This is a genomic window from Vibrio sp. Vb1127 (assembly GCF_033338735.1).
In the GTDB taxonomy this organism is placed as follows: domain Bacteria; phylum Pseudomonadota; class Gammaproteobacteria; order Enterobacterales; family Vibrionaceae; genus Vibrio; species Vibrio alginolyticus.
Genome location: NZ_JAWOTF010000008.1, coordinates 133815 through 158216, shown reverse-complemented (window position 1 = coordinate 158216; position 24402 = coordinate 133815). Strand labels below are relative to the sequence as shown.

At 39.9% G+C, this 24402-nt stretch carries 19 protein-coding genes and 2 pseudogenes; 11 read left to right on the top strand and 10 right to left on the bottom strand.

Annotated elements, in window-relative coordinates; genetic code table 11:
• Positions 1-2 precede the first annotated feature (2 nt).
• From R7H07_RS13295 to R7H07_RS13250, 10 genes are all read right to left on the bottom strand, one after another.
• A complete protein-coding gene (locus tag R7H07_RS13295) occupies positions 3-1739 on the bottom strand; it encodes an SLC13 family permease (protein WP_054576849.1) in 1737 nt (578 codons plus the stop codon).
• The gene (gene waaA / locus R7H07_RS13290) at positions 1739-2983 is read right to left on the bottom strand and encodes a lipid IV(A) 3-deoxy-D-manno-octulosonic acid transferase (protein ID WP_206959413.1); all 1245 of its coding nucleotides are present in this window, start codon (positions 2981-2983) and stop codon (positions 1739-1741) included. The genes R7H07_RS13295 and waaA overlap by 1 nt, the downstream gene beginning before the upstream one ends.
• On the bottom strand, positions 2977-4032 hold the full coding sequence (gene waaF, locus R7H07_RS13285; RefSeq protein WP_206959412.1) for a lipopolysaccharide heptosyltransferase II: 1056 nt from the start codon (positions 4030-4032) through the stop codon (positions 2977-2979). The genes waaA and waaF overlap by 7 nt, the downstream gene beginning before the upstream one ends.
• Positions 4029-4751, bottom strand: coding sequence for a glycosyltransferase family 25 protein (locus R7H07_RS13280; protein WP_164666560.1), 723 nt, complete (start codon positions 4749-4751; stop codon positions 4029-4031). Before R7H07_RS13280 ends, waaF begins: the two co-directional genes overlap by 4 nt.
• Positions 4748-5734 carry a lauroyl-Kdo(2)-lipid IV(A) myristoyltransferase gene (gene lpxM / locus R7H07_RS13275; RefSeq protein ID WP_017634970.1) on the bottom strand — a complete coding sequence of 329 codons (987 nt, stop codon included), beginning with the start codon at positions 5732-5734 and terminating at the stop codon, positions 4748-4750. Before lpxM ends, R7H07_RS13280 begins: the two co-directional genes overlap by 4 nt.
• A gap of 127 nt (positions 5735-5861) precedes the next feature.
• Positions 5862-6803 carry an ADP-glyceromanno-heptose 6-epimerase gene (rfaD, locus tag R7H07_RS13270; protein ID WP_047732764.1) on the bottom strand — a complete coding sequence of 314 codons (942 nt, stop codon included), beginning with the start codon at positions 6801-6803 and terminating at the stop codon, positions 5862-5864.
• A gap of 148 nt (positions 6804-6951) precedes the next feature.
• On the bottom strand, positions 6952-9144 hold the full coding sequence (locus tag R7H07_RS13265) for a YjbH domain-containing protein (protein ID WP_206959411.1): 2193 nt from the start codon (positions 9142-9144) through the stop codon (positions 6952-6954).
• Positions 9141-9899: a capsule biosynthesis GfcC family protein gene (locus R7H07_RS13260; RefSeq protein WP_025503635.1), complete on the bottom strand. Its 759-nt coding sequence runs from the start codon at positions 9897-9899 to the stop codon at positions 9141-9143. The genes R7H07_RS13265 and R7H07_RS13260 overlap by 4 nt, the downstream gene beginning before the upstream one ends.
• Positions 9896-10576 (bottom strand): YjbF family lipoprotein, encoded by a 681-nt coding sequence (locus tag R7H07_RS13255; protein ID WP_025503634.1) that lies wholly within the window; start codon positions 10574-10576, stop codon positions 9896-9898. The genes R7H07_RS13260 and R7H07_RS13255 overlap by 4 nt, the downstream gene beginning before the upstream one ends.
• Positions 10577-10645: 69 nt before the next feature.
• Positions 10646-10870, bottom strand: coding sequence for a hypothetical protein (locus R7H07_RS13250; RefSeq protein WP_025503633.1), 225 nt, complete (start codon positions 10868-10870; stop codon positions 10646-10648).
• Positions 10871-11265: 395 nt separating this feature from the next.
• Here R7H07_RS13250 and R7H07_RS13245 point away from each other — a divergent pair, with 395 nt between their 5' ends.
• The 11 genes and pseudogenes from R7H07_RS13245 to R7H07_RS13200 all read left to right on the top strand — a co-directional run bounded on the left by R7H07_RS13245 (position 11266) and on the right by R7H07_RS13200 (position 24388).
• Positions 11266-11784 carry a porin family protein gene (locus tag R7H07_RS13245; protein WP_206959410.1) on the top strand — a complete coding sequence of 173 codons (519 nt, stop codon included), beginning with the start codon at positions 11266-11268 and terminating at the stop codon, positions 11782-11784.
• Positions 11785-11849: 65 nt separating this feature from the next.
• Positions 11850-13349 (top strand): annotated as a pseudogene (locus R7H07_RS23945) (SLBB domain-containing protein); the annotation flags it as partial.
• Positions 13350-13469: 120 nt separating this feature from the next.
• Positions 13470-14618 (top strand): annotated as a pseudogene (locus R7H07_RS23940) (SLBB domain-containing protein); the annotation flags it as partial.
• Between the two features lie 447 nt (positions 14619-15065).
• Positions 15066-16040: a Wzz/FepE/Etk N-terminal domain-containing protein gene (locus R7H07_RS13235; RefSeq protein ID WP_206959405.1), complete on the top strand. Its 975-nt coding sequence runs from the start codon at positions 15066-15068 to the stop codon at positions 16038-16040.
• A gap of 156 nt (positions 16041-16196) precedes the next feature.
• A complete protein-coding gene (locus R7H07_RS13230; protein ID WP_206959404.1) occupies positions 16197-17645 on the top strand; it encodes an MATE family efflux transporter in 1449 nt (482 codons plus the stop codon).
• A 19-nt stretch (positions 17646-17664) separates the two neighbouring features.
• Positions 17665-18990: a Coenzyme F420 hydrogenase/dehydrogenase, beta subunit C-terminal domain gene (locus R7H07_RS13225; protein WP_206959401.1), complete on the top strand. Its 1326-nt coding sequence runs from the start codon at positions 17665-17667 to the stop codon at positions 18988-18990.
• On the top strand, positions 18987-20108 hold the full coding sequence (locus tag R7H07_RS13220; protein WP_140278273.1) for a polysaccharide pyruvyl transferase family protein: 1122 nt from the start codon (positions 18987-18989) through the stop codon (positions 20106-20108). The genes R7H07_RS13225 and R7H07_RS13220 overlap by 4 nt, the downstream gene beginning before the upstream one ends.
• Positions 20101-21087, top strand: coding sequence for a glycosyltransferase family 2 protein (locus R7H07_RS13215; protein ID WP_206959397.1), 987 nt, complete (start codon positions 20101-20103; stop codon positions 21085-21087). The genes R7H07_RS13220 and R7H07_RS13215 overlap by 8 nt, the downstream gene beginning before the upstream one ends.
• Positions 21088-21191: 104 nt before the next feature.
• Positions 21192-22277, top strand: coding sequence for a glycosyltransferase family 4 protein (locus R7H07_RS13210; RefSeq protein WP_206959396.1), 1086 nt, complete (start codon positions 21192-21194; stop codon positions 22275-22277).
• Positions 22278-22290: 13 nt separating this feature from the next.
• Positions 22291-23286 (top strand): EpsG family protein, encoded by a 996-nt coding sequence (locus R7H07_RS13205; RefSeq protein WP_206959395.1) that lies wholly within the window; start codon positions 22291-22293, stop codon positions 23284-23286.
• A 4-nt stretch (positions 23287-23290) separates the two neighbouring features.
• The gene (locus R7H07_RS13200) at positions 23291-24388 is read left to right on the top strand and encodes a glycosyltransferase (RefSeq protein WP_140278294.1); all 1098 of its coding nucleotides are present in this window, start codon (positions 23291-23293) and stop codon (positions 24386-24388) included.
• The last annotated feature ends 14 nt before the right edge of the window (positions 24389-24402 follow it).

Here is a 24402-nt window from a genome sequence, read left to right as displayed (position 1 = left end):
AGTTAAACGCCATAGATAGTTGTGATAGCCGTTAATACTAAACCGCTATACGTAATACTCATCGGCACCCCAATCTTTATATAATCCTTGATACAGTACTGACCTGCATTGTAAACCATTAAGTTGGTTTGGTATCCATATGGGCTAATAAAGCTTGCACTTGCGCCGAACGCGACAGCTAAAATATAGCTGTGAAGATTTGCATCTAGACTCGTCGCGAGGGCATAAGCAACGGGGAAGACTAAGGCCGCCGCCGCATTGTTGGTGACCAACTCCGTTAGCAATAAAGTGACCAAGTAAACCATGATAAGCCCTGACAATGGGCTCATAAATTCAGCTTGTTCTGTCATTGCGCTCCGCAGGAGGTCGACTGCTGTACTATTATCTAATGCCTGAGACAGCAAAAGTGCAGATGAAATTACTAGCCATATCTGGACTGGTAGCCTTCGTATAATTTCATTCGTTTTCAGTGCTCCAGTTAATAGTAGAACACCAAGCAACAAGATCAGGTTGTGCAGCAGTGGAGCTATCTCCATAGCTGCGAGGGCGATAGCACTAAAAAAGCCAAGAACAGCGACAATTTCTTGTGGTCCTTTGAGCAGCCTATCGGCTTTTAGCGCTTGGAGCTGGATAAAGTTTTTAGCGATGTTATTTCTCTGGTGATAGTCATCACCTACAGCGAGTACCAGATAGTCACCAGCTTTTAAGGTAACTTCACCGAGCTTTCCGGAAACCGTGTGGCCATCGCGTCGGATCGCGACAACTGCAGCGTTGAACATAGCGCGAAAGCCAATTTGTTTTAAGGTCTTATTTACTAAAGCACTTTCAGGGCGTAATACGACCTCTTTGAGATCATGACTTAGTCTTTCGCCTTTATGAGCAAAGAGTGATAAGCCCGGGAAGTGATTCAGTTGAGTTACTTTTCTAATCTCTCCACAGAATAATAGGCGATCATTTTCCTCTATTAACTCATGTGGTGATACTGGTGAAATAGTTCTTCCTTGGCGATGAATCTCGACTAAAAACAGAGAGTTTAGATTTCTCAGCCCGTTGCGCTGAATAGTTTTACCGATAAGTGGGGAGTTTGGTTCTACCTCAGCGTCAATGAAGTATTGAGCTTGAGTATCTGCTCGTTCAATGTTGCTAGGTAGCCAATGGCTAAGTAAAAACAGGGTGAGCCCGCACCCAAGTACAACAATGCTGCCAACAAGTGAAAAATCAAAAAAGGAGAGACTAGGTAGCCCAGCATCGAGCACCATACTATTGACGATTAAATTCGTCGAAGTGCCGATCAGCGTTAGTGTTCCGCCAAGGATGGCAGCAAAAGATAGGGGAAGTAGCAGTTTGCTGGCTGGGTGAAGGGCATTGGCACGTATTGGGGCGATCATGGTAGAGACCACCGCTGTGTTGTTTAGAAATGCTGAAGACAATGTGGTTATCGAGAACAGTCGAACCCAGGTAGATTTATAGCTAGGTTTGATGACTAATTGCGAGATTCTACGAAGTAGTGAGGTCTTTTCTAAAGCTAGCGAGCAGATGATAAGTAGTACCAGCGTAAGTACGCCAGGATTGGCAATACTGCTAATGAGTTGCTCTGTCGATACGGATCTGCTGCTATATAAAACAAGCAAAACTACTCCAAAAACCTTTTCAGGTTTGTTTTGATACCTTGTGACAAGGGCAATTATTGCAATCACAAAAACGGTAATGACAAAGTAGGCTGAATGGGTCTGTGACATTATTTAATTGCTTCAATTGTTTTTTGAGTCGAGTTTAAATAGCCTTGAATAAAATCACTCATTTGCTGAGAGTTACTATGTTGAAAGCGCTCTAGTACTTTACTCGCTAGCTGAGTTTTATCGGTAATGTCTATAATATTCAGAGCAATCATGTCTTCTACAATCGCTTTGAAGTTGAAGTAACTAGGGCCTGATATCACTGGAACGTTGAGTGCGACTGGTTCAAGCACATTATGTCCACCAACTTTATCCCCAAGCAAACTCCCAGCCATAAAGCAAACATCACTGGCACCAAGGAGAATCAGCATTTCACCCATAGTATCAGCAAGGTATACCTGTGTATCGGCGTTAACTATTGCAGCATTGGTTCTTCTGGTGCTATTAAAGCCGGAATTTTGGCAAAGCGCAAACACATCATCAAATCGTTCCGGATGGCGAGGAACCAAAATAAGTAATGCATTTGGATGAGATTTTAAAACTTGTCTATGTGCATCTAATACCTGTTCGTCCTCGCCTTTGTGGGTGCTAGCTGCAATCCAAATCGGACGATCGTTTCCAAGTTGGGCTCGAAGCTGCTGTCCTTGCTGTTTCACTTGCTCTGATATTTGAATATCGAACTTAATCGAGCCAGTAACGGATAGTTTCTTTTTCTCAACGCCTAAGCGTTCGAAGCGCTCTGCATCTGAATCCGTTTGGCAGAGTACTTGAGTTAGGCATGGATGAAGCTGGTTAAAAAGCCGCTGTATTTTGGCGTAGTTCTGACACGATTTTTCAGATAGGCGCGCATTCACGACAGTTATAGGGATACCCGCTTTGTGAACATTGTGAAGCGTGTTTGGCCACAGCTCAGTCTCAATGATCAACATCTGTTTTGGTTGCACTGCTTTAAGAAAACCTTTGATAGCGAACCCAAAGTCAATTGGCATATAGCGGTGTTCAACTAAATCACCCAACTTAGCAATCTGTTCAGCTCCGGTACTTGTTGTTGTAGTCACTAGAATAGATTGTTCGGGGTTTTGTTCCTTAAGGGCTTTGATTAAAGGTGTTGCTGCTATGCTTTCACCAACAGATACGGCATGTATCCAAATAGGTTTGTCGTTGCTTTTTAGCTTGGGAGTTATGCCAAAGTGCTCTCTCCAGCGAGAGCCGAACTTAGGCTTATTTGGTTTGCTCTTGTACAAACCAAATAAAAGCAGCGGTGACGCTAGAGCGAGTAGTAAGGTATAAACAATACGAACTAACATGAGCTTATCGTAATGGCGTCAAGTTTTTGGATACTATCTAGCACTTGCTTAGGCGAAAGTTCTGTCAAGCACTTAAGGTGTTTGTATTGACATTCACGCTGAAAACAAGGGCGACAATCAATATCGGTATGAACAATCTCCACTTTTTCTGCGAGTGGGGGGGTGTACTTCGGTGAAGTTGAGCCATACACGGCAACAACATTACAACCAACCGCAGCAGCCACATGCATTAAGCCTGAGTCATTCGCGACAACAGTCTTGCATGCAGCAAGTAGATCGACCGCTTCAATTAAGCTGGTTTGGCCTGCTAGAACATGAATGTTCTCATGGAATTGCGTCGGGACAAGTGCGCGGATATTGTTACAAGTCTCTAAGTCTTTTTGAGAACCAAACAACCAGATTTGATGCCCAGATCGAGCCATTTGCGTCGCAACTTCAGCGTAGTGTGTTTCGGGCCATTTTTTGGCTGGACCAAACTCTGCTCCTGGGCACAGTCCAATAATTGGTTGGTCTTGCGTTAAGTTGAACTTTTTGATCGTGGCTTGTTGCTCTGCCGCGTTGATTGCAAGGCGTGGGCGAGGCAAGGTTTCAAGCCCGCCGAGAGAGTTAGAATCCACCATTTCTGCTTTTGGATAAGCTAACGCTACATAGCGCTCTACCATGTACTGAAAAGACTTCATGTTAGGGCGTAAGTCATTTAATAAACCATAGCGCATTTCTCCCTTCCAGCCAGTACGAAGAGGAATGTTGGCAAACCATGGGATCAGTGCTGATTTAGCTGACTTAGGCAAGATATAGGCGTGGTCATATTGCTTTTCACGTAATGATTTACCCATTTCCCTGCGGCCTAATAAGTTAAACTCACCATGACCGATAGGCATTTCAATAGCTTGGTGGATTTCTGGCATACGCTCAAGAATCGGTTTACACCATCCTGGAGCGATAACGTCAATTTGGCTATCTGGATGACGTTGCTTTAATACGATATATAACGATTGCGACATTACCATATCGCCGACCCACGCAGGGCCAATGACTAAAATCTTCATGCTTTGTTTTTCCAGTATAGGAATTTCAAAATTGACTCATAAGTTCTAAAAAGTTCAGCGTATATTTTATTCGCAAGAGTCATTTTGGATTTATCTTTTCTTTTACCACCAATCGTCGAAGCAATCTCAGCTCTAGTAAAAAGATCTGGAGACACGCTGTAAACTTGAACACCATGTTTCCATGGTTTTTCCATGTAGTCATCGACTGGTTCAATAAACTCTTGAGCATGCATAACAAACTTTGAGGCTGCTTTAGGTGTGACGATATAAGCGGTGGTACCACAAGTTCCAGCAGAGTAGCCCCCTAGCATATGATTATCATCAATAGGTACGATTGGGGTGAATACACGCTTCTGAGTGGCAGACAACTTGATGTAGTCATAATTAGCAGTCAATGGAAGGGTATGTTCGAGTACTTGCTTTAGCCCCTCTACGGGGTCGACGTTGTCTTCTAAGATGACGATCGGTTCATCAAGCTCAATACAGCGAACCCACAACTCGTAATGGCTTGCAAAACAGGCGACTTCACTAGTTTTTAATTGATACCCTTTGCGGCGTAGAGTAATGGTTGGACGACTTTTTTCTGAATGAAGAAAACTGTTAACAGAGCCATCTACGGCATCAAAAAATTCAAACGTAATGCCTTGTTGTTTTAACTTTTCTTCAATACGTTCTCGGCGATCCAGCGATCGAGCCAAGCTTACGACAAATACTTTCACTGCACTTTCCAGTCGCTGTTATATCTTGGTTTAAACAAATTGTAATAGTTATTGCCGTCTTCTTGAGAGTGCAGCAACTGCAGTACCCACATATATTGTTCGGGTTTATCACCGACAAAATATTCAATGGCTTCATTACAGGTACGAGCGTCTTGCTCTTCGCCTTTATCCAGCTCAAACGCTGGTAAAATCTCAATATCAAACGTACCATCTTCAGTGTTCATCGACGCAAATAGAGGCAGTACTTTTGAGCGTGATAGTTTCGCTATTTTGCCTAAACCAGGTAGCGTTGCTTTACGTGTAGCAAAGAAATCTACGAACACACTATGCTCTGGGCCGTGATCTTGATCGGGTAGATAATACCCCACATAGCCATCTCGAATGGATTTCAGAAAAGGCTTAATGCCACCTGAGCGTTCATAAACACGGCCACCGTATTGGACTCTTTGCTTGTGCATCAGCCAGTCAGCAACATCATTCTTTTGTTTCTTCGCCATTGCAGAAACTGGCATTCCCATTGAAGCGAGCAAGATAGCAGGCACATCAATTGCCCAAGAGTGGGGAACCATTAAAATCACATTTTCGTTGTTATCAATGTGCTGTCGTAAAATGTCTAGGCCGCGAATTTGGCAACGGTTCTGAAGCCACTTTGGTGAGCGTAAACTTAGTAACCCGAAGCGAAAAAAGAACATGGCCGCTGTGTAGAGTGTTTTTTCTATCAAAGCTTCACGTTCTTGGAACGACTTTTCCGGAAAACACAGCTCAAAGTTAACCCTCGCTCGGTGAGCTGGCCCCTTGTGGGATTTCGACAGTTTTTTGGCTATGGTTTTCGCCAACCACTTTTGTAAACCCAGTGGCATTAATGATAAAGGTAAAAATAAGATAACACCTAACCACGTGCCCCAGTACTTAGGCGACAGAAAGTGGCGCTTAAACTCAGGGTTATATGCTTTAGGGTCGAAGTCATCACGTTTTATGGTCATGGCGTGTCTAGTTACCTATTCGTGTACGGGCGAAGTGGTTTAAATGAGAAAAAAGATAGTTAGGAATGATACAGGCTATTGCACTTGAGTAAAGGTGGCAGGTTATGGTTCTACCACCTTGTGGTGCTTAACGGTTTTGGATAGTCAAGTATTCGGCAACGCCTTCTGCAACTGTCTTGAATTCAACATCACAGCCTGCGGTGCGCAGTTTAGTCAGATCCGCTTGTGTGAATTCTTGGTAAGCGCCTTTTAGGTGCTCAGGGAATGGGATGGTTTCAATTTGGCCTTTGCCATGATGCTTGATAACTGCTTTTGCTACCTCTTCAAAAGATTCAGCACGGCCAGTACCACAGTTAAAAATGCCTGATACGCCGTTTTCTAAGAACCACAGATTTACTTTACATACATCACCAACGTAAACGAAGTCGCGTTTAAATGATTCGCTGCCCGCGAACAACTTAGGATTTTCACCTGCGTTAAGTTGGTTGTTTAGGTGGAACGCAACTGATGCCATGCTACCTTTGTGGTCTTCACGTGGGCCATATACGTTGAAGTAGCGGAAGCCGGTGATTTGAGAAAGGGTCTCACCATGTTCTTCAGCGTCTTGCCATAGGCGACGAACGTAGTTATCAAACTGCTGTTTCGAGTAACCGTATACATTCAGTGCGCCTTCGTATTCGCGTTCTTCAACGAAAGTATCTGTATCGCCGTAAGTGGCTGCTGAAGAAGCGTATAGGAATGGAATCTCGCGATCTAAACAGTAATGAAGCAGCTCTTTAGAGTACTCGTAGTTGTTTAGCATCATGTACTTACCATCCCACTCAGTCGTTGCAGAGCAAGCACCTTCGTGGAAAATTGCCTCAATCGGACCAAAATCATCGCCCGCCATAATTTGGGTCAGAAAGTCGTCACGATCCATGTAATCTGTGATGTCCAGATCAACTAAGTTCTTAAATTTTTTTCCATTTTTTAGGTTGTCGACAACCAGGATATCGTTAATACCAGCTTCGTTTAGTGCTTTAACAATGTTGCTGCCGATCATGCCAGCGCCACCAGTTACGATGATCATAGAACTTCCACCATAGATTAAAATTTTCTCAGGAATTCTAGCAAGAAACGAAAAGTAGCGCTATTGGAAGCAGGAAGATAGGTTTTAGTCTTCTATGACTCAGTATCTAGATATGAAAAAGGGAGCCGCAGCTCCCTTGATTACTTTATTATTCCACATCCGAACGGTTAGGTCTTTGGTACCAAGGATTTCGTTCGTCGGTTAACTCAATTAAGCTGTATTTGCGGCCGAGCTTCTGCCCTCCGTCACGAGTAAGAGGCTGCCAACTAAAGTTCGCACGATTGTTACTTGGCTTAACGGTCATGATGTCAAACGGAATCGACAAGTAGAAACCTTTAGTAAAGCTACCTTCACCAAATTCGTCCGCAGACAAGTCTGTAAATGAGGCAAAGGCGCCAGCAATTACGCCACTCTTGAACTGCTTAGAAACATTGATTTGTGTACCAACATCGCCAGCTAGGAACTGACCAACATCGACTTGGATCATCAAATCTTGCAGGAATTCCCATTGAGGGTAGTAGTAACCAGATACAAAACCAGTGAATCCTTTATCAATAACTTGGAACGGACGTCCATATTCTGGCACGTTTTGCCATTTCTCATCGTAAACACTGAAGTAACTTTGTGGATCACGTTGAGAAATTACGTTGACGTCAGCGCCAATCGCCCAGTTAGCTCCTTGTGGTCGGTAAAGAAACTCGGTACCGACTCCAGCAAACATGCTCTCCAGATAACCCGCGTAGAATTGCTGATCCATGGTATTGGAATACTCTTGGAACCAAGTCAATTGTAGGTTTGACATGGTTACAGCATGTTCATTTTGGTAAGCTCGGAACATGGTGCGAACACGAGGAACTGTAGTGCCATCAGGTGGAGTTACATAGATAAACTTATCGTAGTTGTTATACCAATCCCAGTACAGTGAGCCACCGATCTCTAGGTTGTCAGCTAACCAATAAGAAGCACTGCCACTCAAGCCAATACTAAACAAATAAAAGTCTTCTGCGCTTCCCAGTGTTTGAACTAACTTTGGTGCAAAGCCCCAATCAAAGCGCTCAAATCCATCATAGACAGACTCTCCTGTTGGCTTAGTAGTAGCTATGGAGGTGGTATCTTCTATTTTCGGGTTGATATAATTGACTTGAGCAAAGTCGCGATATTTCTCTTTAGAAATAATAGTTTGCTCACTGATTAAGCCTCGGTTACGTTCATTGATCGCATAGATATCAATACCGTCAGGCATTTCATTATGGAGTACAGCTGCGGCTTTTTCGTGTGCTTCGTTACGGTCACGATATTTCTTCTGCTCACCAACGACAGTTACAGTATTATCATCGACATAAATGCGCGTGTTTTGGTAACCAGCAATTTTATCTAAATCTTCTGTTACACGTTCCCAGTCAACATCAGATAGTTCTTCAGGCTGGTTATCTTTCATTTCAGGGGTTGGTGTGTCTCGCCAGAATGATGGCATATCATTGAAATTAGTGTTTAGCGTTAAGCCCGCGACCAACGTGTCTCCACGTTCATAGCTTAAACGAAAATCGGCCATTCCTAGGCGGTAGAGCACTCCAAAGTTCCACGGTGTGTGCGGGGACATGTCTACACCAGCCATTACAGCTGGAAAGTCTTCGCTATAGTCGTTGCTATCATATTCTAATTTCAAACGAAGAGGGGAATGTAGAGTTTGATATTCTATCCCACCGAACAAAGCTGCTGAGCCTTTAAAAGCACGATCTAGGTTCGTGGTGCCTCCACTGGCAAGTGTGTCTGAAGGGCGTTCGCAGAAACTCTCAGAAAGCTTACATGTTGGATTAGATATGTTATTTCTAGTTCCTAAATACCCCCAACCTATCCCCAGTGTAAAATCGAATGTTCCAATATTGCTATTGGACCAACGCTTTGTTGCTGCGATGAATTCACCATCAAATAGTCCTGTTCCAGCAAAGTCTCGGACACCGAGAGAGACCTCAGGAATATACTGAGACTCTTTTAGCAATCGAACTTTGAAGTCTATACCTTTATCGGTGTACTCATTATCAACATTAGGAAAAGTTGGATCGTAGGGTATTGATGCTACTCTCGTATAACGAATAGTCGTCTCCAACCAAGGCATAACTTGTAATGTTGCATTATAAAAAAGGTATTCATCACTTCCGGTGACAGAAAAGTTGAACTCACCTTCTGGTGCCATACGTCCTGTTGGCATCTGCATTAAACCAACACCACCAAAATCAGATTGGGAAGGTTGTAAAGAGGGAGCTTCAAACGGCATGTCTTGAGCCCAAACCAATGCTGGACCCATTAAAGAAAGGGTTAAGCTTTTTCTAATTGGCATCATTGCGGTCTCTTTGTGGAGTTTGGTATCAGTTGAGTGAGTAGGCGGACAATATCTTGATCCATTTCGGAGTGTTCAAAATCACCAAACGGGACATATACCAATGTCAGAGGTGGTAAGTAATATTGTGTTGTCAACCAAGCTCCATGATGCGGCTTAACTACGTGTCCATCTGGGTAAATCAACACTGGCGCCTTTGATAATGTATCAATGTTACTTTCCAAGTTCTCTATTTGTCTTTGTAAAGGGATGCCTGCCTGATCCTTAACGGAATACACATTATTTAGGTTTCCTACGTAATACACTTTCTCTTCGCGTAGAGGAGTCGCTAGAGCGTAGGTACCGTGCAAAAGAGGATTATCGAATTTATTTAGTCGAATTTTATCAACATCAATTGCAGACAGTGCTCGTGGCGCAAAGCTTTGCTTCTTAATGAATTTATAGAATGGATGTGCAACCAAATTGTGCTGGATCATTTGATTGAGTACCGAGTTCTTTAAAGCGGTAGACGTTTTCTCAGCACGATCCGATTTATCAAACAAAGTCGTACCAAGAGGGTATTGTAGTGAGACGTTGTGTTCTGAAGCGAGTGCTAGCACACTTTCTAAACGAGCAGGTCCTTGGAATTGTAGCTGTTTACCCACCTGAAGCAACTCAACATTTAATGACTGTGTTGTAGAGGTTTCTGTTTGAGCTAAACTATATGAGCTCAAAAGTGGCATGACCAAACATAATAATGTGATTAGTTGCTTGCTCATGATTTGCTATACCCCTTTAAAATGGTCAACTCAACCGGGATCATGTTAGGTCCTAAATATTGTAAGGTTTTAACAACCTGACCTAGTTCATCAACCCAATAAATATTTTCGATACCGTGGGAAAGACTACTAAACTCAACAGTTTCTTTATATACATTGGTCGTAGCGCTAGACATTGGTGTCGTCAACGTTTCTTGACCTGAGTAAGAACGAGTCACTCTTGCTGGAAAGCCATAACGATATTGTGTTGCCCAGTCGTATGAGAGTGCGTAGTTAACAGAGGCTGAATCAGAGGAAAAATCTGGCACATCACCATAAACACCCGCTAAGTCCCCATTCTGTAGACCTATCGTTTTGACGATATGCCCATTCTCCGTAACGATCATAGCTTTGTCAGCACTTACCCATTTCAGTTGTATTTTTCCATTGAGAGGATTTTGCTCTGCAAAAGCTAAAACAACAAAGACCTGTTTTTGATTCCCCAGTCTCAAATAGGCACTGGCATAAGGAACTGCGTTTATTTCGTCTGAGGACATCTCTACATCGATGTAGTTACCGTATGCTTCTTGGACGGTTGCTGAAACATCATTGAACTTTTGTGTACAACCCTGAATTATGAAGAATAACGGAAGAGTGAGAAGTGGGCGTATCCATTTAGACGCTTTGAAGATATTCATTGTTCCCTCTTGCAAATAAAATCGCCCTGATTATTTCAGGGCGATCAGCTGGACTATACTAGAGCTAAATTATTTAGCTACTGAGCCAGAGCCAGAATTAGAGTTTGTTGCTGTAGACGAGTCACTATCTGACGCTGCAACTGCCACTACAGTTACAGCTGCTGCTGCACCTACTGCTACGGCTGTTGTACCTGTTGCAGATGCAGAAGCTGCGCCTGCTGAACCTGCTTCTTCTGCTGCAAATGCAGTTGATGCGCTTAGAGCCATAAGAATAGCTAGAGCTGTATTCTTCATTATTAATCCTTGTATATCCGGTATAAAAACATCGATGTTTGGTAGCATAAAAAATGCTCCAAACTATATTCTAGATAAAAAAACGTTAGCATGTAAATAGTTTCTTATTTTGCCAGGCTTCCGATCTCATTCCTAACACCAACGTGACATAGCGCGGTTATCTTATTCCCTTACTTGCTGATAAACCATCAAGCGTGCATAATTTGGCGGCCTGTTCCTTCAGTATGGCTTAAGTGTTTGGAGGGAGCTGGGCGCTTGAATATAAAGAAAGCGATACAGTGGCTAACGCTCAACGCCGCCGGGCGGTAGCGTGCCAAAAATCAATAATTAATGAGTCTTCGAGGCGTACGTTGAAGTCCGTAGCACTCATTATTACCAGTACTAGGAACTTTTACGTGATAAGAAAACAGCATTGTTTAGGAATACTTAGTGTGCTGGGCTTAAGCCTGAGTTCTTTTTCAGCATCTGCCGATTTTTACGCTGGTGCACTAGTGAGTTACTCAAATGCCGAATTGAAAAGCTCGCCTTCTGAGTCCGTGAAAGAGGGAAGCCCCTTTCTTCTTAGTGCGCAAGCAGGGTACTTCTTTAACGATTATATTGGTTTAGAAGGACGCTATGGAACGTCAGTTCAGCGTGATAGTGGGCTTGCCGTTGATAGTGCAATGAGTGGCTTTTTTAAGCTAAATATGCCTGTTTCAGAGCGAGTTGCACTTTACGGTTTAGCAGGGTACTCGAGCGTTCAACTTGACTTACAAAATGTAGGCTCCGACAAAGAGCAAGGATTCAGTTTTGGGTTAGGTATACATTACGCTTTGAACAAACAAAGCGCAGTTGTGTTTGAGTTCGTTGATAACGTTTCAGAAAACCAAGTTCGCCTTAACTCGATTACACTGGGTTTCCAGCACAGATTCTAATTTAAATACCTAGAACTCAAACTTGAGCGCTAGGGCCTTTTATCCAATTATTATAGTGGCATATCATGTTTAAAGGATATCTCTCCATTGCCGTTTGTGTCTTGGCAAGCATGTTTGCGTCTTACTCGACTGCGCAAACACCTACTCCAGAACAAATCAAAATGTTTCAGAACTTACCAGCAGATCAGCAGCAAGCACTGGCGAGTAAGTATGGCTTTAGTATCCCTTCAGGCTCTTCTTCCCAGTCTACGTCATACTCAAATCCGCAAGTTATTCAACCTAGAACTCAATTGAGTGGGGCGAGTTCTACTGAAGTAGAAAAAATATGGGATACTAAAAAAGAAGATGATGAGTTACAACGCTTTGGCCTTGAACTCTTTGCTGGCTCTCCAAGTACCTTTGCTCCGATAAGTGATGTTCCAGTTCCGGCTAATTACACTGTGGGTGCAGGCGATGAAATCATCGTGCAGTTATTTGGTAAGGAGAACGAAACACATCGCTTACGTGTAAATCGCGCAGGAACAATCAACTTTCCTTCTCTTGGGCCAGTAAATGTTGCAGGTATGCACTTTTCTGATGTTAGAGACTCTCTAACGCAACGTGTAAAAGAGCAAATGATAGGTGTTCGTAGCGATATTTCATTAGGTGAACTACGTACCATGCAAGTATTTGTCATGGGCGATGCATATAAGCCAGGAGCGTACACGGTTAGCGCATTAACGACAATATCACAGGCTATCTACTACAGCGGTGGTTTTGGTGAAAGTGGGGCACTAAGAGATATTCAGCTAAAGCGTGACGGAAAAATTATTCGTAAGTTGGACATGTATGATCTGTTACTAAAAGGTGATGCGAGTGATGATGTGCGCTTACTACCGGATGATGTTGTTTTAATCGGCTCTGTTAAAGATACAGTCTCTATAGAAGGCGAGATTAATCGTCCTGCAATTTATGAGGTTAAGCCGGGTGAAACCTACCAACAACTTATTCAAATAGCTGGTGGTTTTACTGCCAACGCGTATAAAGAACAGCTAGAAATCAAACGCTATGCAACGCATGGGACTCGTGAAGCGGTCACTCTCGATTTTAGTAAGAATCAAGATAAGCAAAGCAAAGTAAAAAATGGCGATGCTATTAAAATCTTGAAAAAAAGCGAAGAGCTTACTCGATATGTTCAAATCGAAGGGGATGTAAGACACCCTGGTTATGTAGAGTGGCATCAAAGTTTGCGTATTGCTGATTTGTTTAAATCTGTAGACTCTGCATTTAATGCCACTGCTGATGTTAACTACGCCGTTGTTGTTCGAGAAGTTAATACTCAACGTGATATCGAAGTATTTCAGATAAACCTCGCGAACGCGATTTTATCTCCTAACAGCAAAGACAATATGTCTCTACGTTCTCGTGACCGAGTTCTAGTATTCAACCGGTTCAATAACGAAGATTTAGATACACTCGCTAATGATGAAGAAATTACAAAAGCGAAAACACTCGAGCAAGCTCAAAAACAGGCGGAGATGGAGCAACAGAAAGAACAGCAACAGATGAGCTCGTCTGTTGCTATGGTTAATAACCCTGCAGGGTCGATAATCGCAGGTAGCAATGCGATGACTAGCAATAATCCGCAACAAACTAATTTCAATAACCAACAGAATTATGTTGGCTGGAACCAGCAAGCAAAAGAAGAAAGAAAAATTATTTTCCGCGGTAAAGAGATTACAGAGGAAGACTTTGAAAAGCTGAAGCAAAATACTCGTCGCACTTTGCTTGCACCAGTATTGTTACAACTCCAACAACAGTCTCGTTTGGGGCTAGCCCCTCAAATTGCAGAAGTATTTGGTGAAGTGAAGCACCCTGGGCGCTACCCGATTACTCCAAGAATGACGGTATCAACGCTGATTGAAGCCGCTGGTGGTTTGACTTATAACGCATTCACAATTAGTGCAGAGTTAGCACGAACCGCGATTAATAGTGCAGATGAGCGTGCTTATATTGATGTTGAACGGATTGATTTACGTAAAGCAATACAAGGCGGTACCTCAGACGATGCAGTTATCGTGGGCCGAGATCGTTTGAACATCTTAGAAAAGCCAAATGTGAAGCTACAAAGCACAGTAACTTTACAGGGTGAAGTTCGCTTCCCTGGAACCTATACAGTGCGCCAAGGTGAAACCTTAAGTGAGTTATTGGGCCGAGCTGGCGGTCTGACAGAATTTGCTCACCCTCAAGGAGCAATATTCACGCGTGAAGCATTGCGCTTACAAGAGCAGAAGCTCTTAAATCAATACGCCGCTGATATGCGCAAAGAAACTGCGAAGAAAACATTCAGAGCCGACAGCAATATTGGTTCCGTAATTACCGATCCACAGAAAACACTAGCATTTGTTGAAGAAGCAAGTCGCAGTAAGGCGCTTGGACGAATGGTAGTGCAGCTAAACCGTATTTTCAAAGGCGATCGCTCAGCAGATTTTATGTTAGAAGACGGCGACTTCCTCTTTGTTCCGACCTTCCGCAACACAGTTTCAATCATGGGTGAAGTTCAGGTTCCTATTACCTACTTATTGGACAACAAACTCGATGTTGACGATTACCTAAATAAAGCGGGTGGAGCTAAAAAACAAGCGGACGAAGACCGCATTTTTGTAGTTCGTGCAGACGGTTCTGTTTACAAACCTTCTTCCGGATATTGGTTCGGAAACAACCAAGAAGGGCTAAAAGCAGGTGACACGATTGTTGTGCCGATAGATACGGATTATCGCGACGCATTAAGTACCTGGACAGCTGCAACGCAGATCCTTTACCAGACTGGTGTTGCGATTAACGCGCTTAAATAACACCATTGTTAGCCTAGTAATGAAGGTTACTAGGCTTTCCTACTATTGGTTAAATAGGTGATTGAAGCATCACTTACTGTGTTAAAGTATTATTTAGAATCATCGGTAGGTACGGATTTCTGTAGTCTTCAGCATATACATACTTATGGAGGTATATATTGCATATATAACCACTTGCAATATTAAAGTCAGTTAACCTCTTTTAACGCTTCCTAATGAGATACCAAAATCTAATGTCATTTTGGCAATTCACTTAAGAGGTGAAGCAGTCAACTTAAATAACTCGAAAATTAATGTTACCTTAGCTGCGAGCAACCCCCATTTTTCGTAATCTATCTATTTGTTGATTCTCGGTATTAAAACTTGCCTTGACTTCGATACATATTACATAGTTTCCAAAGGTGTCCTCTCTAAGGATACTTATACATACTTGGAGTTTTAAACTCAATGGAATCCCAAAAAAAATCAAACTCAAATTACTTGCCTTATTCTCCTCACACTCCTGAATATTATGATGATGAGGTTGATTTACGAGAACTGTTTAGGGTGTTATGGAAAGGAAAGTTGATCATTATTGCAACCACGTTCGTATTTGCAGTAGGCTCTGTCCTTTATGCATTGAACTTACCGAACATTTATAGAGCTGATGCATTACTTGCTCCTGCAGAGAGTGCTAGTGGTAGCAATTTGTCGCAAATGGCTGGACAACTTGGTGGATTAGCGGCATTGGCTGGAGTGAATATAGGCGCCTCGGAATCATCGCAAACTGAACTTGCTGTACAAGTAATGAGATCTCGGCAGTTCATTGAAGGTTTTATATCCAAGCATGATTTACTTGTTCCTTTGATGGCAGCTAGAGATTGGGATTTAAACAATAACAAGTTGATCCTAGATGACGACGTATACGATGAGAAAAGTAATAAATGGTTACGCGAGCCAAAAGGTCTTAGAGGTGTTGAGCCTACTGCACAAGAAGCATATGAAACGTTTAGAAAAGATATATTTGAAATTTCTGAAGATAAAAAGAATGGCCTTTATAGCGTTTCAGTAAAGCATTACTCACCATACATTGCTCAACAATGGGTTGATTGGTTGGTGCAAGATATCAACAACGTAATGCGAGAACGAACCATTAAAGAAGCTTCAAAAAACCTTGACTATTTAAATGCCCAATTAGAAAAAACATCTATCACGGATATGCAAAGCACCTTTTACAAGCTAATTGAAGAGCAAACTAAAAGTCTTATGCTAGCCGAGGTACAAGAAGAGTTTGTATTTAAAGTTATTGATCCAGCTGTTCTTTCTGAATTGAAGCATGAGCCAAATCGAGCATTCCTGTGTATTGCAGGTACGGTATTTGGGATGATTTTTGGTATTGGTATTCTTTTTGTCTTCACTGTGCTGAAGTCCGAAGAAAAGTAATTACTCGACACTTTATGACTTTAACTTCGACTTTTACTATAGCCAGTGGCTAACAAGATGATATTGAAAAACAAAGTAATTATAAAAAACACATTTTTCCTGTACCTTAGAATGATATTGATATTAGTTGTGTCATTGTATTCATCAAGGATCGTATTGGAACAACTTGGTGTTGAAGATTTTGGTATATATCACGTTGTTGCTGGCGTTATTTCTCTATTGACTTTCGTAAATGGAGCACTTTCAACTGCAACACAGCGCTTCATTTGTTTTGAATTAGGGCAAGCTGATAATAATAAAGATAAACTAGAAAGTATATTTAATGCTAGCTTAACAATTCATCTAGTTATTGGAGTTATATTCTTTGTAATAGGGTTATCTTTAGGTTCTTGGGTTGTAAGTTCATTTTTAACAATACCGGATATAAGGTTAGATACGGCATTACTAGTCTTCTATATGTCTTTAATTACAGTGTTTTTTAACCTTATATCAATTCCGTATATTGCCAATATTATTTCTTTTGAAAAAATGGATGCATTTGCATATATCAGCATTGCAGATGCTGCTCTGAAGCTTGGCTCGGTATTAATTCTCAGTTTAATTAGTGGTGACAAACTATTATACTATGCAATATTCATCTCAATGAGTGCATTTTTAGTTTTTCTTTGTTATGTGTTTTATAATAAAGTAGCTTTACATAACACAAGAATTATATTTTCTTGGAATAAGCAATACTCTAAAAAACTGGTTGGTTATATCGGATGGAATTTTTATGGGAATATAGCAGCTGTTGTTTCCAATTATGGTGTTAATATACTTTTAAATATTACATTTGGTACTGTAGTAAATGCAGCAAGAGCTATAGCTATGCAAGTAAATAGTGCGGTATTTGGTTTTGTGAGCAGCTTACAAACGTCTTTTGCTCCGCAGATTATAAAATCATATTCAGGTAGAGATACTAAGTACGTACGCAGCTTAATATTCTCTGGCGCAAAGATATCATTCTTTTTACTCCTTTTTATTTCTATGCCAATATTAGTTCAAACAGACTATATATTAAAGCTCTGGTTAGGTAATGTTCCGGAAAATACAGAAAAATTTGTCAAACTGGTTGTAATTGATAGTTTGATAATTAGCCTTTCTGGAGTGATAATGACTACTTTTCAAGCAACAGGTAAGATTAAACTGTATCAGATCGTGGTTGGAACCGTTATTTTACTTAACTTACCCGTGTCATATTTAGCACTAAAATTAGGCGGAGCTCCTAGTATTGTCTATTATGTGGCGATAAGTATATCGCTAATAGCTCTCGTATTAAGGTTAATCCTTTTATACAATTTCGAACCGGAGTTGATCAAAGGATTTGTAAGAAGTGTCATCTTCAGGGTTGCGTTAGTTTCTTTGTTGTCATTTTCGATAAACTTATCGATATCAAGTTATTTTAGCGAAGGTATCTTTGGGTTGATTGGCGGGTGTATCATAAGCGTTATGATTAATATACTTTCAATCTATTTAGTTGGTATTGATGAAAATGAGAAGATGTTTGTGAGAAGTTTTTTAAAATCTAAGTTTTCCAAAGTGAAAGGTAGAACTAGTGAGTTGTAGAAATATATCAGAGTTAATTGTGGAACAAGGACTATGTATTGGTTGTGGGGCATGTATTACACAATGTGATAATCAGTCTCTTAAAATGCAATGGAACGAAGATGGCTTTTTAACTCCTAGGCAGTTAAAAAAGTGTGATTGCTCTGGTGCTTGTTTGCAAGTTTGCCCTTTTAATACAAAGCCTGACGCCGATGTACGTACTGAAGATGAGTTGTCGAAAAAGTATATCTATGATGGTATTCAAAAGCACGACCCACAAGTGGGCCATTACATCAATACTTATGTTGGTTACTCACAAGTTCACCGACAAAATAGTTCTTCGGGAGGAATAGCGACCTATTTTTTGGAAAAGTTACTGGAGCAAGGGATTGTTGACCATGTGGTTTGTGTGTCTCGTTCAGGGACTGAAGGTGAACATTATGAATATGGTGTATTCAATAGTGTTGACAAAGTACGATCTTCATCTAAAACTCGCTACTATCCTGTAAGCCTTGGAAATGCGCTAGAGTCAATATTAACACTGGAAGGTAAAGTAGCAATAGTAGGTGTGGCGTGTTTTATTAAAGCGGTAAGGTTATTACAGCATAACGATCAGCGTTATAAAGATAAAATTGGGTTTACGGTTGGTATTATTTGTGGTGGTGTCAAGAGTAGGCACTATACAGACTATCTAGCAGAAAAATCAGGCGCGTCTAGACATAACTATATGTCACCTGAATATCGAATTAAATCAGTTGACACTAGTGCTTCTGATTACTCTTTTTCTTGCATTTCTGAAGAAAAAGAAAAATCAATAAGAATGAATAAACTAGGCGATATGTGGGGCTCAGGTTTATTTAAAGCGAAGGCGTGTGACTTTTGTGATGATGTTACGACTGAGCTTGCTGATATATCCTTAGGGGATGCATGGGTAAAGCCATACTCAGACGATGGCCAGGGCCATAATGTTATAATTATTAGAACCCAGTTAGCTAATGATATATTTTCTGAAGGTATAGAGAGGAAAAGCTTAATTGTGGATGAAGTCCCGGTTGAAAAAGTAGTTGAAACTCAGAGAGGCAGTTTCAACCACCGAAGAGTTGGATTGAAGTATCGTACTCAAGCTTACAAATTGAAGGAAACGCCACCAAAAAGATTTGCCCAAACAGATATACCAGCGTCATTAAAACTAGTTCACTATATGAGAATGGTAACTAGATCTCAAAGTTTAAAACTCTGGAAAAAATCATCTGATGCTCAAGTTTTTGAAAAGAAAATATACTATATAAGAGAGATTTTGATTTTTGTAACGCGTTTTAACCGAAAAAAAGAAAGCATCCTGAAAAAGATAAGAAACAAAAAATGAAAATAGCAATTATGACCCAGCCCCTTCATACTAATTATGGTGGACTGCTTCAAGCGTATGCACTTCAACGCTTCCTTAAAGAACAAGGCCATGATGTATTAACTGTTGACTTACCATTTAAAAAAGCTAAATTTTGGGGGATAAGAGGGATTCTAGTCAATGCTATAAAAAAATATGTGTTAAAGAAAGATATTAAAAGAGTTTTTCCAATTAATAACAAAGAAAAAGCTAGAATCTCTAAGCATACAGATCGCTTTAGACAAGAAAATATAGAAACAACACACAAAATTGAATCTGTATCAAGATTGAATGAGCTGGAAAAATATAACTTCTCTACATTTATTGTAGGTAGTGACCAAGTATGGAGACCTCAGTACTCACCAGGAATTGAAGCATTCTTCCTTAATTTTATTAAAGATCCTAGTATTAAGAAAATATCTTATGCTGCCTCTTTTGGCGTAGATAATATTAGTGAGTTTGACCACGACTTGCTCGAAAAATGCTCACATCATTTGAAGCAATTTGATGCTGTTAGTGTTAGAGAAGACAGTGCTGTGAATCTTTGTCGAGATAATTTCGGAGTTGAGGCTTTACATGTTATCGATCCAACAATGTTGCTTGAAGCATCTCAATACAACGCTTTGATAGACAAGGAAAAGCATATAGATATTCCAAAAGGAGTAATGGTTTATGTGCTCGATCAATCTGAAGATAAAAAAGCGGTTGTTACAAAGGTAGTTAGCAAATTGAACATATCCTCTTTTGAGCTAATGCCACAAAACGATTTAGATCAGTATCAACCTGTCACTCGTTGGATACAAGGTTTCCGAGACTCTCAGTTTGTCGTCACTGACTCCTTTCATGGAGTTGTATTTTCGATTATATACAACAAACCATTTATTGCAATTGGTAACTCAGAGCGTGGCTTAGCTCGTTTTAACTCATTACTCAAAATGTTCAATTTAGAGCATAGATTAGTAGACTCAGTTAACTTACTGAACGATAAATTATTAGATTTAGAGGTGGATTTTACCGAGGTTAACAAAATTTTATCTCAAAAGCGTGCTTTTGCTTCGAAATTTCTTTTATCCGCAATAAATGAGCATCAATATGTATAAAGTCTCACTCATTGTTCCTATATATAATACAGAGAAATATATAGGAAGATGTATCGACTCTATATTCTCTCAAAGTATTGATAAACTACAGGTTATATTCTTAGATGATGGTTCAAAAGATAACTCTTTATCTATCTTAAAAGACAAAGTATCTAACTACCAAAAAAGTATATCTGATAGTTGGGATATAGTAATTGTAAGCCGCGAGAATAAGGGTGTTTCAGAAACCAGACAAGAAGCCTTAGCGCTTGCAACTGGTGAGTATATCGCCTTCCTTGATAGTGACGATTATACATCATCAAGTAATTGGTTGGAGGATGTGTATACCGTTGCGAAAGGTAGAGGTTTAGATCTTGTCATTTCGGACTATACTATTGAATACCCTGACAGGCTAGAGCGAATGTCGGAGAAGAAGTCTGATAGTAATTTAGATTGTATAAAATATTTGCTTTTGGATGAGGTAAAAGGTTACTGTTGGAATAAGCTTTACAGGAGGGAAGTTATAGAAAATAATGAAATAAATTTCCCTAATGAAATAAACTTCCTTGAAGATTTTATCTTTAATATTCAGTTTTTATTGTCAGCTAAAAAAATAGATTTTATTAAAGGTGATTATGTTGTTTATAATCAATGTAATGTTTCTTCTATAACTAAGAAAATAGATCAGAGTAAAATTGTAGAAGTTAAAAAAGCGGCTGAAGAAATAAGTGAAAATTTAAAAAACAATGGCGTTTATAAATATTGTGAAGAATGCTTTTTAAAGTTTAAACTTAGTCAAAAAACCACATTAATTTACTCATCTCTTAATACATCTCCGAGAGAAGCATTGAGTTTATTTCCTGAAACAAATGAAGTGCTATTTAAAGGTAATATAAGTTCTCACTTTAAAATTGCAATTTTTTTGTTTAATAACTTTGGTGTTAATATTTCAATTTTATTTTTAAAAATTGTTGAATTTTTTAAATCAATAATTAAGTAAATAGAATTATTTTTCGATAGTTAACTAATCGTTTCCTTAAGTAGGTGTCATTTTTAAATTACCATTTACTATCATAGATTATTTGTATAAAAAAAGAGATTTTAATGTCAAATATTTGTTTTTTTGTTGGGAGCTTAGAAGGGTCTGGTGGTACAGAAAGAGTTTCGATTTGGCTGGCAAATGAACTATCTAAGTTATCTGGCCATGATGTTTATATCTTAAGTCTTCAAGGTAAAAGTAAGCCTTTTTTCCCTGTTTCAGCAGATATCAGGTGCAGTACGCTATTTTCTACGTATGGAAGTGGGACTTTACGGTTTCCATTAATCGTATCACGTTTAAAAAAGTTTTTAAAAAACAATGCGATTGATATATTAATCGATGTTGAGTCAATGCTCGCTTTATACTCAACTCCCGCAATATGTGGCACATCTGTAAGGCACATCTGCTGGGAACATTTTAATTATAAAGTTGATCTTGGAAGAAAAACTAGACGTTTTGCAAGACGACTAGCTGCTCTTTTTGCTGACGATGTTGTTACATTGACGGAAAGAGATAAGCAGCTTTGGATATCTGGTACTAAATGCAAGGCAAACTTAGTCTCAATACCCAATCCTATTACCGTTTCTAAACCCACTGATATCAGTCAAGATAAAGATGATGTGGTTTTAGCTGTTGGACGGTTAACTTATCAAAAAGGATTCGATATTTTACTTGAAGCATGGCAGCAAGTCTCAAAAGAGTATCCTCAATGGAAATTAAAGATTATAGGTAGCGGGGAAGATGAGGAAGCTCTGTCAAAGCGCTCTGTTGAGTTAGATGTTACCAAAACAATTGAGTTTATCCCTAAAACCAACCAGATCGAGAACTATTATCTTCAATCAAAGCTCTTTGTTATGAGCTCCAGGTTTGAAGGTTTGCCTTTAGTATTAATCGAAGCGCAAGCTTATGGCTTACCAATCGTCTCTTTTGATTGTGATACAGGACCAGCTGAAGTCGTTCAAGATGGTCATAATGGTTGGTTGTGTGAAGCAAATAACATTATTGCGTTAAAAGACTCTTTAATTAAAGGTATTGAGGCATCGATGAACTCAGAACGCTATCAAGAACTAACCACGCACTCAATCAATAACTCTAAGAGGTTTAGTACAGAGACCATCTTAAGCACGTGGTTAAAATTACTTTCAAACTAGAGATAGTAAGTAAATGAGAATCACTAAATATAGGCTCTATATACTTTCTTACTTAGTAATTTCAGTAATATATGGCTTATTGCTCACATTACTGCCTAATGAACTCTTTAGAGATAGGCAAAACTATATCGTATATGCGATTGACTCAATGAAAATCATGGATCGTTATGATGGATTGGCTATTCTGACTAACGAACCATTATTTTTGCTATTAAATTCTTTTTTAAGTAACTTTTTCAAACCAGAAGTTATACCGCTAGTCTTTGTTTTTTTTACTGGGTTTACAGTTAGTTTTTTCATTCTTTACAAAGGTAGAAATGCTTTAGTTTGTTTTCTAGGCTTTTTAGCATTGTTATTCATCCCGCAGGCATTTCATATGCAACTTGTTGTTTTAAGGCAAGCATTTGCAGCCTCAATGATGATGTGGGCAATCCTGTTTTTGGGACATAAAAGATACTTTAAGTTAATTATCTTTTTACTAGGGTTCATTCATTCATCTATGTTTATAGTATTCTTTTTTGTAGTGGCTGATAGCTTTTTTAAGCAATTAGTCTCAGAGGAGATTATACTTCGATCTTTATTTTTGTTTACTATCTCCATAGGAATTAGCTTGTTAATCCTTCCTGTTGCTCAATTATTAGCATTGAGACAAGCAACTGAATATAGCTCAACTATCACGGGTGTTGGAGGAGGGAATTTTGTTTTATTTAGTGGTATTTTAATCATGATACTTACACAGTATAAGAGGATATATCTCAATGATGGGCATTATGTGATAGCAATATTAGGGCTTTCCATATATCTAGGTATGTATTTCTTTAGCCCTTTTGCTGGAAGACTAATGGTAAGCTTTCTTCCATTTATAATTTGCCTTTTATGTTATTTTAGTAATATGAGAGCTCTAATATTAATGGTTACTTTGATATTCTTGAATACTACAATATTTAAGCAGTCGATAGAAAGCGCAAGTTTGACGAGAGAAGGTGTGTTCTTTTTTAATCAATGGTAATTACATGAAAGTTTTGCTAGTTATTACTGGGTTAGGTGTGGGAGGTGCTGAGAAACAAGTATGTGATTTAGCCGATACATACTCTACCTTCGGGCATGATGTCACTATCCTTTCTATGCATGGCGAGCCCCTTTTAAAGCCTCAATCTACATCGGTTGAGGTACTGTCACTTCGGATGGAGAAAAGTTTACTCGGAGTTGCCTCTACATATTTGAAAATAAAAAAAATTATCAAGAGTTTCGCCCCTGATATTGTTCATAGTCATATGGTCCATGCGAACATACTTATGAGGCTTGTTAGAGTTACGACTCCTATCAAACGTCTCATATGTACCGCTCATAGTAGTAATGAGGGAGGGAGACTTAGAATGCTGGCATATAAACTTACTCAGAAGCAGGGGGACCTATTGACTAACGTCAGTGAAGAAGCTGTCGAAGCTTTCATAGACAAAGGTGCGTGTAGCTCTGATCGTATCATCGCTCTTCACAATGGAATTGACTTAAATAAATATCGCTTTAACAAAGAGACGAGATTCGCTTACCGAAGTGAAATCGGTGTAAACGAAGATGAAACCTTGCTCCTAAGTGTTGGTCGGCTAACAGAAGCAAAAGATTACCCCAACTTACTGAACGCGTTTTCATCCCTTTTATTAACAGAGCGCAAGGTAAAGCTTGCCATTATTGGGGACGGTGACAAGCGCCAAGAGTTGAAGATATTAGCTGAAGAATTAGGTATTGAAGATAAAGTAAACTTCATAGGGCTTAGTCACCAAGTTCCACAATGGATGAGTGCCGCTGATATCTTTGTTCTATCCTCTGCTTGGGAGGGGTTTGGACTTGTTGTTGCTGAGGCAATGGCAGCAGAAAGAGTTATTGTTGCTACCGATTGCGGTGGTGTGGGAGAAGTTGTTAGTAAATACGGCTTCCTAGTTCCCCCACGAGATTCTCAGGCCCTCTCTGGAGCAATCAAGCAGGCTCTTGATATGTCTGAGGATGAAAAGCAGACCTTAGGCGCTAAAGCGAGAGAGCACGTTGAGCAACATTATTCACTCATAGCCATTTCTAAAAAGTGGCTGAATCTATACCAATCCCATAATAAATAACTACCTTATTTCTC

What these genes read in the sequence shown, in the direction of transcription:
- R7H07_RS13295 (WP_054576849.1), bottom strand. Translation starts at nt 1,739, where the DNA reads ATGTCACAGACCCATTCAGCCTACTTTGTCATTACCGTTTTTGTGATT.
- waaA (WP_206959413.1), bottom strand. Translation starts at nt 2,983, where the DNA reads ATGTTAGTTCGTATTGTTTATACCTTACTACTCGCTCTAGCGTCACCG.
- waaF (WP_206959412.1), bottom strand. Translation starts at nt 4,032, where the DNA reads ATGAAGATTTTAGTCATTGGCCCTGCGTGGGTCGGCGATATGGTAATG.
- lpxM (WP_017634970.1), bottom strand. Translation starts at nt 5,734, where the DNA reads ATGACCATAAAACGTGATGACTTCGACCCTAAAGCATATAACCCTGAG.
- rfaD (WP_047732764.1), bottom strand. Translation starts at nt 6,803, where the DNA reads ATGATCATCGTAACTGGTGGCGCTGGCATGATCGGCAGCAACATTGTT.
- R7H07_RS13265 (WP_206959411.1), bottom strand. Translation starts at nt 9,144, where the DNA reads ATGATGCCAATTAGAAAAAGCTTAACCCTTTCTTTAATGGGTCCAGCA.
- R7H07_RS13260 (WP_025503635.1), bottom strand. Translation starts at nt 9,899, where the DNA reads ATGAGCAAGCAACTAATCACATTATTATGTTTGGTCATGCCACTTTTG.
- R7H07_RS13255 (WP_025503634.1), bottom strand. Translation starts at nt 10,576, where the DNA reads ATGAATATCTTCAAAGCGTCTAAATGGATACGCCCACTTCTCACTCTT.
- R7H07_RS13250 (WP_025503633.1), bottom strand. Translation starts at nt 10,870, where the DNA reads ATGAAGAATACAGCTCTAGCTATTCTTATGGCTCTAAGCGCATCAACT.
- R7H07_RS13235 (WP_206959405.1), top strand. Translation starts at nt 15,066, where the DNA reads ATGGAATCCCAAAAAAAATCAAACTCAAATTACTTGCCTTATTCTCCT.
- R7H07_RS13220 (WP_140278273.1), top strand. Translation starts at nt 18,987, where the DNA reads ATGAAAATAGCAATTATGACCCAGCCCCTTCATACTAATTATGGTGGA.
- R7H07_RS13215 (WP_206959397.1), top strand. Translation starts at nt 20,101, where the DNA reads ATGTATAAAGTCTCACTCATTGTTCCTATATATAATACAGAGAAATAT.
- R7H07_RS13210 (WP_206959396.1), top strand. Translation starts at nt 21,192, where the DNA reads ATGTCAAATATTTGTTTTTTTGTTGGGAGCTTAGAAGGGTCTGGTGGT.
- R7H07_RS13205 (WP_206959395.1), top strand. Translation starts at nt 22,291, where the DNA reads ATGAGAATCACTAAATATAGGCTCTATATACTTTCTTACTTAGTAATT.
- R7H07_RS13200 (WP_140278294.1), top strand. Translation starts at nt 23,291, where the DNA reads ATGAAAGTTTTGCTAGTTATTACTGGGTTAGGTGTGGGAGGTGCTGAG.